This window comes from Hymenobacter plasmatis, from assembly GCF_020711255.1.
Lineage (GTDB): Bacteria > Bacteroidota > Bacteroidia > Cytophagales > Hymenobacteraceae > Hymenobacter.
In genome coordinates this window covers 62,465-73,788 of sequence record NZ_JAJFAW010000030.1, presented here as the reverse complement: position 1 = coordinate 73,788, position 11,324 = coordinate 62,465, and the positions used below count along the sequence as shown (strand labels likewise).

General features: G+C 57.7%; 11 protein-coding genes. 4 read left to right on the top strand and 7 right to left on the bottom strand.

The genetic code is table 11. The annotated features are described in order from the left end of the window. Together LJ738_RS18735 and LJ738_RS18730 are read right to left on the bottom strand one after the other, a co-directional pair. On the bottom strand, positions 1-245 hold a 245-nt coding region (locus tag LJ738_RS18735; RefSeq protein WP_227787878.1), incomplete at its 3' end, for a mannonate dehydratase. Between the two features lie 97 nt (positions 246-342). After that, positions 343-999 (bottom strand): class I SAM-dependent methyltransferase, encoded by a 657-nt coding sequence (locus tag LJ738_RS18730; RefSeq protein WP_227787877.1) that lies wholly within the window; start codon positions 997-999, stop codon positions 343-345. 171 nt (positions 1,000-1,170) lie between these two features. On the opposite strand from LJ738_RS18730, the gene LJ738_RS18725 reads away from it, so the two are divergent. Beyond that, a complete protein-coding gene (locus LJ738_RS18725) occupies positions 1,171-2,982 on the top strand; it encodes an ABC transporter ATP-binding protein (RefSeq protein ID WP_227787876.1) in 1,812 nt (603 codons plus the stop codon). Here LJ738_RS18725 and LJ738_RS18720 read toward each other — a convergent pair whose 3' ends face one another. Beyond that, positions 2,983-3,483: a hypothetical protein gene (locus LJ738_RS18720; RefSeq protein WP_227787875.1), complete on the bottom strand. Its 501-nt coding sequence runs from the start codon at positions 3,481-3,483 to the stop codon at positions 2,983-2,985. 109 nt (positions 3,484-3,592) lie between these two features. On the opposite strand from LJ738_RS18720, the gene LJ738_RS18715 reads away from it, so the two are divergent. From LJ738_RS18715 to LJ738_RS18705, 3 genes are all read left to right on the top strand, one after another. Continuing rightward, positions 3,593-3,946: an MmcQ/YjbR family DNA-binding protein gene (locus LJ738_RS18715; RefSeq protein ID WP_227787874.1), complete on the top strand. Its 354-nt coding sequence runs from the start codon at positions 3,593-3,595 to the stop codon at positions 3,944-3,946. Positions 3,947-4,024: 78 nt separating this feature from the next. Beyond that, positions 4,025-4,858: an SDR family NAD(P)-dependent oxidoreductase gene (locus LJ738_RS18710; protein WP_227787873.1), complete on the top strand. Its 834-nt coding sequence runs from the start codon at positions 4,025-4,027 to the stop codon at positions 4,856-4,858. 195 nt (positions 4,859-5,053) lie between these two features. Then, positions 5,054-5,989 (top strand): D-2-hydroxyacid dehydrogenase, encoded by a 936-nt coding sequence (locus LJ738_RS18705; protein ID WP_227787872.1) that lies wholly within the window; start codon positions 5,054-5,056, stop codon positions 5,987-5,989. A 286-nt stretch (positions 5,990-6,275) separates the two neighbouring features. Here LJ738_RS18705 and LJ738_RS18700 read toward each other — a convergent pair whose 3' ends face one another. The 4 genes from LJ738_RS18700 to recN form a co-directional block, all read right to left on the bottom strand. Further along, positions 6,276-7,238, bottom strand: a complete 963-nt coding sequence (locus LJ738_RS18700) for a pectinesterase family protein (protein WP_227787871.1) — start codon at positions 7,236-7,238, stop codon at positions 6,276-6,278. A gap of 3 nt (positions 7,239-7,241) precedes the next feature. Continuing rightward, complete coding sequence (locus tag LJ738_RS18695; RefSeq protein ID WP_227787870.1) at positions 7,242-8,192, bottom strand: pectinesterase family protein; 951 nt, start codon at positions 8,190-8,192, stop codon at positions 7,242-7,244. A 332-nt stretch (positions 8,193-8,524) separates the two neighbouring features. Then, positions 8,525-9,349: an enoyl-ACP reductase FabI gene (locus LJ738_RS18690; RefSeq protein WP_227787869.1), complete on the bottom strand. Its 825-nt coding sequence runs from the start codon at positions 9,347-9,349 to the stop codon at positions 8,525-8,527. Positions 9,350-9,635: 286 nt separating this feature from the next. Then, positions 9,636-11,309 (bottom strand): DNA repair protein RecN, encoded by a 1,674-nt coding sequence (gene recN / locus LJ738_RS18685; protein WP_227787868.1) that lies wholly within the window; start codon positions 11,307-11,309, stop codon positions 9,636-9,638. Between the last annotated feature and the right edge of the window lie 15 nt (positions 11,310-11,324).

Below are 11,324 nucleotides of genomic sequence, written 5' to 3'. Positions count from 1 at the left end.
TGCTCGAACTGCCCGGTGCGGGTTTTGATGTGCTCGTGCACCGGCACGCTTTCCACCACGCTCCAGGCGAGGCCGGCCGCGGCTACCTCGGCCTGGCGCTTCTGGATTTCGGCCACGGGCCACACTACTCCGTTCGGGATATGGTGCAGGGCCGATACGACGTCGGTAGCGCCGGCCTGGCGGATGTCCTGGAGGCTGACCGGGTCCTTGGGTCCGTACCAGCGCCAGCTTTGGATAATGGGCATATAATTGGGTTATCTAACTAAGCAGCGCAAAGTTTAAGCTCATCGCCTGTGCCTTTTGTCATTGTCATGCGAATCTTGCGAAACATCTTTTCATAGCTCAACGGCTGGTATGGAAATGCTCCGATTGACTCTTTCGAAATAGAATTGCGAGTATGCGTGGTATGCCTGCTCTATCATTATCATCAAACCATTCCTGCAATTGCTCGCAGCGGAACCCATGCTCCCGAGCCAATGCCGTGAATTCCGACACGTGGTGCGTGTAGCATTCTAGCTCAAAAACCCCGGCTCCGTTATCAAACCGCGCTTTACTGCCTTGGTACTGCTTGAAAGGATGCAGCTCGCCGATATAGAAAAAGCCGCCTGTTTTCAAAGCCGCGCGGGCTTGCTCAAATACGAAATCCAGGTTTTGAATGTGCTCCAGAATAAGGCTGCAGGTAATTAAATCAACCGACGAATTATTTACAAAAGCCCACGCTTGGGTAATATCAGCCTGCTGGAAATGCACGTTGGCATTGGCATTTTTAACCCTTGCTTTTTCGAGCATTTCGACGGAGAAATCTACGGCCGTGACGTGAGCTGCTTGGGCCGCCAGCCATTTGGTGTTTTTGCCGGTGCCGCAGCCTATTTCAATGACTTCGGAAAAGGGAATATCCGCCAGCAGCTGCCGGATAGCCGTAGCTTCCAGGTCCCGCGTCTTGTTCACAACGGTGTCGTAGGTGTTGGCCCAAGCGTTATAAGCGGATTGGATGTTCATGCCCGAAAGTAAGAAACAACGCGTCTCTTCCATAAGCAGCTGAGAAACGGAAGTTGCTGCCGAGAAAGCACAACCTTGCTGGCGCACCAGCAGGGACTTTCTGTAGTTGGCTCAACAACCCCACTCCTACGCCCCTCGTCTAACCGGCTCAACCTTAACGCCGCCTTGTAGATGAGTCTCTGGCAAATTATTCAACGCCTGCTGCCCTTCGTGCGGCCGTATCGCCGCCTGGTTATCAGCACGCTGCTGCTCACGCTGGTGGGCTCGCTGGCAGCGCAGGTCACCCCGTTTGTGCTGCGCTACACCGTGGATACCGTGCAGAAATTACTGAACAACGGGCAGGGGTTGGCCGCCGGCTGGCCGCTGCTTGGGTGGGTTAGCGCCATTCTGCTGGGCAAGGAGATTGTGAACACCTTCATCACCTTCGGGCAGAAGTACTACGGCGAGAAAATCCGCATCAACATCTCCAGCACCTTGTCGCAGACGGCGGTGGGCAAGATTCTTAGCTACCAGCTGGGCTTTTTCTCTGACGAGGGCAACCAGACTGGCAAGCTCCAAACCCGCATCGACCGGGGCGTGGAGAGCCTGATGAAGCTGGTGCAAAACTTCTTCATCGACATCCTGCCGCTGTTTGCCAACGCCCTGGTGGCCCTGGTGGTGATGTTTGTGGCCAACGTGTGGGTGGGGCTGGTGGCGCTGGCCATTCTGCCGGTGTATTTCTGGCTCAGTTTCCGGCAGGCCGACCGCCTGCAGGGCGTGCGCCGCGGCCTGCAGCGCCTGCGCGAAGAGAAGAACCACGGCATCATCAGCATAATCGAGAGCATTGTGGTCATCAAGAGCTTCGTGCGCGAGCAGTACGAAGGCGAAAAGCAGGCCGACACCCAGGCCAAGCTGGTGAATGCCCAGCTGGTGACGCGCAAAACCAACTTCCGCTACGACGGCATCAAGACTTTCGTGGAGCAGATTGGCGTGGTCGTCATCATCGTGCTCACGGCCTACCTCGTGCTCGACCGCCAGATTTCCATCGGCGCCATCATGTTCCACATCCTGCTGTTCAACAACGTGTCGGCGCCCATCCGGCAGCTCCACCGCATCTACGACGAGATGAACGAGGCCCTCACCTACTCCGAAGGCTTCTTCGACATCCTCGACGCCGACTCGGCTATCGAAGAAACCGGCCCCCTGCAGCCTGGCGACGTGCGCGGCACCTTCGACATCTGCAACGTGGACTTCACCTACCCCAGCGGCACCCAAGCCCTGCACGACGTCTGCCTCACCATTGAAGAAGGCAAAACCACCGCCCTGGTGGGCCTAAGCGGAGCCGGCAAAAGCACCATCATCAACTTGCTCTGCAAGTTCTACGAGCCCGACCAGGGCCGCATGCTGCTCGACGGCCGCCCCCTGGCCGACTACGACACCCACGCCCTGCGCCAGCGAATTGGGCTGGTACTCCAGAAAAACCACATTTTCAAGGGCACCATCGAAGAAAACATCCGCTACGGCGACTTCGACGCCACCCAGGAACAGATTGAAGCCGCCGCCCGGCAAGCCTACCTGCACGACCAGATTCTGGACCTGCCCCGCCAGTACCAGTCCGATGCCCAGCAGCTCAGCGGCGGCCAGCAGCAGCGCATCGCCATCGCCCGGTTGTTCCTGAAAAACCCGCCCATCATCTTCCTCGACGAGCCCACCGCCAGCCTCGACGCCATCGCCACCGAGCAAATAAAAAACTCGCTCGACGCCATCAAGCAGGGCCGCACGGTGGTCATCATCTCCCACAGCCTCGCCCAAATCGTGGATTCGGACTGCATCTACGTCATGAAAAAAGGCCGCATGGTGGAAAGCGGCACCCACGACGAGCTATACGCCAAGCATGGCACCTACCGCGAGATATTCGACGCATCCGCCCGCAGCCTCAACATCGAGAAATTAGCCAAGACCATGGCCGATGATGGCGACGAGGTTCTGGATACGGCTTTGTAATTACAGCTGTTTAAAGCGATTATCAGGCAGGAATAGATGGACAGGAACATCGAATTCTTCTGCAACATCATGCGCAAAATCGATGGCGGGATTTACATCATCCAGTGAGAAATTACCGATGATGATTCCTGTTGGCTTATTTTTTACCGACAGCATTACAACCAACTTTTCGTAGTGTGTTGGTGCATCATTCCAACTGTATTTGCTGGGTCTTCCGCTTGAGACTTCTGAAAAGTATTTCACGGTTACACCTACAATAGGTGGCAATAGTTTCCAGCGGCCAGCTCGCCATCCAAATAGTGAGTAATACTCTCTAAACGAATCGTGGTCTTCACTAAATTCCATTCCGGCTTTTGTCAAAATAATAAGTAAGCTGGCAACCAAAGCAATGGTGCCACCTATCAGATTATCTAGATTAAAAATAGCAAGCACGAAAAATATACCTGCTGGAATAGCAAAGAATTTAGGATGAAGTGAACTGGGAGAAATTGGGCTTGGCAAAACTGCGAGTTAAATTTTAAAAGGAATTGAAAGTTACTCTACTCAAAGTCCTTAGTCAGGCCCATTGTAGCACAGATGCGGTACTTTGGCATTCTAAACTCCTTTGTGAATGACCATCGAAGACCTCCAAACTATTTGCCAGCAGCTGCCCGGCACCACCGAAGACATCAAGTGGGACACGCATTTGTGCTTTAATGTGGGCGGCAAAATGTACCTGGTGACTTCGCCCGATGATGTGCCGGCCACAGCCTCCTTCATCGCGACGCCTGAAGAATTTGAAACGCTGGAATCCAGCCCCGGCTTCAGCCGCAACAAGTACTTGGCGCGCTACGGCTGGGTCAACATGGATAACATTCACCTGCTCACCCACGCGCAGTGGGAGCAGTACATCCGGCATTCGTACCAAACGGTGGTGGCCAAGCTGTCGCTGAAGATGCGCAAGCAGCTAGGGGCCGCGGTGTAGCCGGCAGAGCAAGCCCGGCGATAACCGCAAGGGGTTTGCCCGCGTTAGGATATCCTTCATCCTAACCTTTCTACATCTATGGCAAACCATCCAAGAGCTGCGCTTATCACGGGCGCTACCAGTGGCATCGGCCGCGAGCTGGCCAATTGCTTCGCCCAGGACCATTACAACCTCGTTATCGTAGCTCGCAACCAGCGCGAGCTCGAGCAGACCGCCTCTGAGCTGCGGCACCAATACGGCGTCCAGGTTTTACCCATCGCCAAGGATCTGTTCCGGCCCGATGCGCCGTTTGAGATTTACGACGAACTCCGCGACCGGGGCATCCGCATTGATGCGCTGGTAAACAACGCCGGCCAAGGCCAGTACGGCCAGTTCACGACCACCGACATCAACCGCGAGCTCGACATTATTCAGCTCAATATTGGGGCCTATGTCACGTTCACCAAGCTCTTTCTGCAGGACATGGTGGCCCGCAACGACGGCATGATTCTGCAGGTTTCGAGCATCGGCGGCGAGCTGCCGGGCCCGCTGCAGGCCGTATACCACGGCACGAAGGCCTTCGTCACGTCCTTCACCGAGGCCATCCGGGAAGAAGTGAAGGACCACAATATTAAAATCACGGCCCTCCTGCCCGGCGTGACAGATACCGACTTCTTCCGCAAAGCCGACATGGAGCGCTCGAAGCTGGTGGCCGAGGGCGCCAGCAAAGCCGACCCCGCCAAAGTGGCCCGCGATGGCTACAAAGCCTTGCTCGCCGGCAAAGACAAGGTCATCTCCGGCTTCATGAACAAGGTACAAGTGGCGGTGAGCAACGTCGTCCCCGATAGCATGGTAGCCGCCAACCTGCACAAAATGGGCGAACCGGTAAACGGCGACGAAAGCGCCCACCAGGAGTATGCAAGTAGGCGCTAATTGCATACATGTAATTGAACGCTAATTAAGTAGAAGGGCCTGAAACGGATTATATCCCCGTTTCAGGCCCTTCCTATTTTATGCCTATCCCATCTTTGAGCATTTAGCTCAACCGAAGCACGACTCCGCGGCAGCACCTTTGCAGGAAATTGAATAGCTGCGCACGCACTTCGCTTGCGGCGGCTCCGAATCCCTATGCGTCTTTTCGTTTATTCCCCATTGAGTCCGACGGCGCGGCAGCATCTGCAAAGCCAGTTGCCAGCCGAAGTAATCCCCACTTACAGCCACGACCTGCCCGCCGAGCAGCGGACCGCTGCGTTCCAGGAGGCCGAAGTCCTGTTGGGCAACCCGCCGCCCGCTTGGTTTGCCACGCCCCTGCCCAACCTCCGCTTTTGGCAAATTGACTCCTCGGGGTTTGAGCGCTACCAGGGCGTGGACCTACGCGTTCCGGCAGCCAACATGGGCGACTTCTTTGCCTGGCCCTGCGCCGAAACCATGGTGGCTGGCCTGCTCGCGCTGTACCGGCACCTGCCGGAGCTGGCCGTGTTGCAAGCCGAGAAGAAATGGGTGGGCGGCGCCTTCGTGCGTAACCGGGCCCAGCTGCTGCGGGGCCGGCGCGTGGTAATCCTTGGCTCCGGTGCTATCGGCCGGGCGGTACGCCAGCAGCTCACCGGCTTTGAGTGCGCCGTACAGCTGCTGGCCCGCACCGACCCGCAGGCCCAGTTCCACTCCAAAGAAGATCTGAAAGCGGCGTTGCCCGAAACCGACATCGTCGTAAACTGCCTCCCCGGCAGCGCCGAAGGCTTTTTCTCCGCCGACCTGGTGGCCGCCATGCGCCCCGGCAGCATCTACGCCAGCGTAGGCCGCGGCAACACCACCGACGAGCCCGCCCTCATTGCAGCGCTGCAAGCCAACCGCCTCGGCGGCGCCGTGCTCGACGTAACCGCCACCGAACCCATCCCCACCGACAACCCGCTCTGGAGCTTGCCCAACGTGCTGCTCACCCAGCACACCGGCGGCGGCCAGCCCTTCGAAGACGAAGGCAAAGTCGACGTACTGCTACGCAATCTAACCCTGCTCCGCAACGGCCAGCCACTAGAGAATCTGGTTGAGCTGAATCGGGGGTATTAAATAGCTACTTGAGCTACTGTAGATGAAAGAACGGCCCAAATAAACAGAACGTGATGCAGAGCGCAGCGAAGCATCTCGCTCGCGCCATTTGTCATGCTGACGAAGGAAGCATCTTATCCCCGTTGCACGAGTCGTCCGAGCGTGATAAGATGCTTCGCAGGCTCAGCATGACAGGCGCTGGACAGGACAGACTACTGACTACTGGGATTAGTCACGCGGTAAAGATGCTTCGCGGCGCTCGGCATGACAGTATTCTACCATCTTCTAACGAGCTAAAAGACCAGCATTACTTAGCCGGGTTCCATGGCTCTTTTGCTGCAAAAATCGTCTTAATCGTGTACCGCTTGGCTTCTTTTGCGGTGAGCTGATGCGACCAGGCTACGCGCGCCTTGGGGTTAGCGCCGGGGCCCGTGGAATGATACTCGGCAAAATAGGCCGTCTTCTCATTCTCGGGATTTTTCCAGTTTTCCCAGCCGGCCGGCGTGATGTGCCCGCCCATTTCGGTGTTGAGGTACACGACTTTGGCGTGGGGCCGCCAGGGCCGGCCCAGGTATACCTTTTTGGCCAGCGCGGTATCGGCAATCAGCTTGCAGTTCAGGAAAACGAAGCCGAATTCCTGCTCCGGCGGCGTAGAAGCCGCCGTGATAAAGGAATTTTTCTTGCTCTTGATGGTGCAGTGTTCAAACACCGCCGTGGAGCTGCCGAAAATGAAATCCGTGGTGCCCTCGATGTAGCAGTCCTTAAAATACTGGCGGCGGTTGTCGGCAGCCAGAAACAGGATGTCTTGATTGCCCACCACGCGGCAGTTTTTGAAGGTGCAGCGGTCGCCCTCCACGTGCAGCGCCACGGCTTGCCCAGCGGTGTAGCCGGCCGTATTTTCAAAGGTGATGTTCTCGGCCGAAAAGTCGTTGGCCTGCACCAGCACCGAGTGCGAGGTGTAGGTATTGATGCCGTTGGTGCCGCTGTGGTCGTCAAAGGTGATGACGGTGTTATCCTTGCTCTCCCCCACCAACGTGAGGCGGATTTTGAGCGTGGGCACCACCAGCTTCTCGCGATACGTGCCCTTCTTAATGAAAATGGTGACCGGCTTCTGCGACTGGTCGGGCACGGCATTCACGGCCTCCTGCACTGTCCGATATGTGCCCGAGCCATCCTGAGCCACGGTAATTGGGCTGGCTTTCGGCACTTCCTGAGCGCGCGAAGCGAAGGCGGCCAGCAATAGAATGGCCAATAATTTTATTCTGAGCATAGCTTAATTCGCTAGTGGGTTCCAGCCGTGCAGCACGTTCTCGCGGGTGTAGAGCCGGGCTTCGGCCTCGGTGAGCTGGTGCGACCATGGCACGCGCTGCTTGGGAGCGGCGCCGGGCCCGCGGCTTTGGTATTCGGCGTAGTAGGCCGTTTTCTTGTTGCTTTCCTTGTCCCAGGGGTCCCAGCCCTCGGGCCGAATCACGGCGCTCATCTGGCAATTCAAAAACACGGTTTTGGCGTAGGGCCGCCAGGGCCGGCCGAGGCCGAAGCTGCCGGCCGGCGCGTCGCCGCCAATGCGGCAGTTGCGGAACACGTAGCCAAACCGCGCCGTGTCGGGCGTAGAGGCCGCCGTGACGTAGCCGCCTTTTTTGCAGAAAATCTCGCAGTCCTCAAACCACGCCGTGCTCGAGCCAAAGATGAAATCCACGGTACCTTCGATGTAGCAGTTCTTGTAAAACTGCCGGCTGCCGTAGCCATACGTGTACAGCGTATCCTGAAACCCCAGGAAGCGGCAGTTTACAAAAGCAGCCTTGTCGCCGGCCACCCACATGGCCACCGCCTGCCCCACCGGCCCCGACGAATTGGCAAACGTCAGGTTCTCGGCCGAAAAATCAGCCCCGTAGATGTAGCAGCTCGCCGAGCCCGACGTGCCCTTGTCCTCCCCAAAAATGTTCTTCTTCTGGTTATAGTCGTCGTAAGTCAGAATGGTTTTGTCGCGGTCTTCGCCAATGAGCTTCACGAAGTTTTTGGAACCCGCCAAGATGAGTTTCTCCTTGTAAGTGCCCTTCTTGATGAAGATGGTGGTGATTTTCTTCCGAAAATCGGGCACGGCATTGAACGCCTCCTGCACGGTGCGAAACTTGCCGCTGCCGTCCTGCGCCACCACAAAATCATAGCCCCAAGCCCGGCCCAGCGTGAGGCAACTCAGGAACAATAGCAACAGCAGCGGCTTCATAGACGGGCAGGTTTATTCAGTAAACCTAGTCGCCAAAGTCCCCGATACCACATTTTTTCTATGCAATCGTTGCCGGCAACGTTGCCGTTGCTCTCCCGCTTGTCATGCTTAGGCACGAAGCGTATTTGCCACGCCTCTTGTCATGCTGACGCAGGAAGCATCTTATCACGCCACAACGGTTCGTTCGACGGTGATAAGATGCTTCGCAGGCTCAGCATGACAGGCGCAGGGTGGTCACTGCAAAGTAGCACTAGCAGTTGCACCTTGATATGTCAAACCCACAAAAAAAGCCCGACCTAACGGCCGGGCTTTTTCTTCAGTATTCTGGCTAATTACTCGCCCGAAGCCTTCGTGAGCAGGTCCACTACCTCAGCCGAGATGCCGGTGGTGCTGAAGCCGCCGTCGTGCATTAGGTTTTGCATGGTCACGTAGCGGGTCAAGTCCGAGAACATGGCGATGCAGTAGTCGGCGCAAGCTTCGGCCGGGGCGTTGCCCAGGGGCGACATCATATCGGCGAAGTTGTAGAAGGCGTCGAAACCGGTGATGCCGGTGCCGGCGGTGGTTTTGGTGGGCGACTGCGAGATGGTGTTCACGCGCACTTTCTTGAGCTTGCCGAAGCGCTGGCCGTAGCTGCGGGCAATGCTTTCGAGCATGGCTTTGGCCTGCGTCATGTCGGTGTAGTCGAGGAAGGCGCGCTGGGCAGCGATGTAGCTCAGGGCCACGATGCTGCCCCACTCGTTCATGGCGTCCTGCTTCTCGGCCACGGCCATCATCTTGTGGAACGACATGGCCGACACGTCGATGGTCTGCTGGAAGAATTTGTAGTCCAGCTCACCGTAGTGCTTCTTCTTGCGGATGTTGGCGCTCATGCCGATGCTGTGCAGCACGAAGTCAATCTTGCCGCCCAGCTTCTCCTGCGCACCCGAAAACAGCGCTTCCAGCTCCTCCGTCGACGTGGCATCGGCCGGGATGATGGGGGCGTTGCACTCCTCGCTCAGCTTGTTGATTTCGCCCATGCGCATAGCCAGCGGGGCATTGGTGAGCACAAAGCGGGCACCTTCAGCGTGAGCTTTCTGAGCTACTTTCCAGGCGATGGATTGGTCGTTGAGGGCGCCGGAGATGATTCCGACTTTGCCGGCGAGGAGGTTATTGGACATGGTGGGTTGGTATGAGATAATGGAGCAGTGAAGGTGTCGTCTGTCATTGGGAGGGGAGCGCAGCGCAACGCGGCAGTCCTTCCTCCCAAAACCTGGCACCTGAATATGCGACAAACCCAATAGCTGGATTTGAGGCAGCAAGTTAGCGGGCTTAACGGAATTGACTGGTCACTTATAAAAGCGCTGCATTGCCGGAAGCAACTTGTACACCTTTGGGCTGGTCACATTTAAAGGAAAGATTACCGTATTGCGCTGCGCTCCACTCGCAAGGACAGACGGGCCCGGACTACGCCGGGGCCACCTCGCCCCGCAACGCCAGCAGCTCGCGGGCGCTCTGGAAGGCGTTTTCGCTGGGCTTGGCACCCGCAATCATGTGGGCGATTTCCTTGATGCGGTCGTCTTGGTTCAATTCGCGGATGCGGCTCACCGTGCGGTCGGCGCGGTCTTCCTTGTACACGAAGTAGTGCACGTCGCCGGCTGCCGCCATTTGCGGCAGGTGCGAAATAGCCACCAACTGGTGTTTCTGGGCCATTTGCTGCATCATCCGGCCCACTTTCACAGCAATCTCACCGGAAATACCGGTGTCAATTTCGTCAAATACTATCGTGGGCAAGGCCGTTTTATCGGCCAGCATGTATTTGATGCACAGCATCAGGCGCGAGAACTCACCGCCCGATGCGGCTTTGCTCAGCGTCTGGGGCTGGGCGCCTTTGTTGGCGGTGAAGAGGATGCTCACCACGTCGGTGCCGCTGGTGGCGGGTGCGCCAACGCTGTGCTGCACCACAATGCGGGCGTGCGGCATGCCCAGGTCGGCCAGCAGCAGGCCCAGCTGCTTCTCAAACGTGGGGAACGACTTGCGGCGGCTTTCCGAGAGCTTGGCCGCTTGCTTGGTTACGGCCGCCAGGGCCGCATCCGAATCCTTGCGCAGGCGGTTGATTTCCTTGTCCAGGTTCAGCACGGAGCTTACTTTCTGGCGCAGGCTGTCGCGCACGGCAATAAGGGCCGGCAGGTCGCGGGCCTGGTGCTTGCGCTGCAGGGTGTAGAGCACGTTGAGCCGGTCTTGCAGCTCTTCGGCGCGGGCGGGGTCGCCCTCGGTGCGGCGCTCGGCTATTTCTACCTCGTCGGCGATGTCGTGCAGCTCAATCAGGCAGCTGTCGAGGCGCTGGCGCAGCTCCTGGAAGTTCTCGCCGTAGCTGGCCACCTGGCCCAGCAGCACTACGGCTTCTTTCATGCTGCCGGTGGCGCAGGTTTCGCTGTCGCGCAGCCCGTGCAGGGCCTGGCTCAACTTGTACTTGATTTCCTCGGCGTGCTCCAGCTGCTTCACCTCCTGCTCCAGGGCGTCCTGGTCTTCGGTATCGAGGCGGGCTTCTTCCAGCTCACTGAGCAAGAAGCTGTTGTAGTCTAATTCTTTGCTGGCCTGGGCAGCCTGGCTTTCCAGGGTTTGCAGGTCGGCTTCCAGCTTGCGGTACTGCCGGAAAGCGTTACTGTACTGGGTGCGCTGCGGCACCAGTCCGGCGTACAAGTCCAGCAAATTGAGCTGAAACACGGCATCGCCCAGCAGCAGCGTGTCGTGCTGCGAGTGAATGTCCATGAGGTTGGCGCCAATCTTACGTAGGGCTTCCAGCGTCACCGGCGTGTCATTCACAAAGGCGCGCGACTTGCCGTTCGGGCTGATTTCGCGCCGCAGAATGCAGTGCGTGTCGTAGTCCAAATCTTCGGCGTCGAAGATGTCCTGCAGCTGATAATTGGCAATATCGAACTGGCCCTCAATCACGCACTTCCGCTCGGTGTCGAACAGCATGCGCGAGTCGGCGCGGTTGCCAAGCAGCAGGCCAATGGCGCCCAGCATAATGGACTTGCCAGCGCCGGTTTCCCCCGTAATAATGTTCAACAGCGGCGACGGGCGCAGCTCCAGTTGCTCAATCAGAGCGTAGTTTTTAATCCGTAAATCGACTAGCATAAATGTATGGGGGCG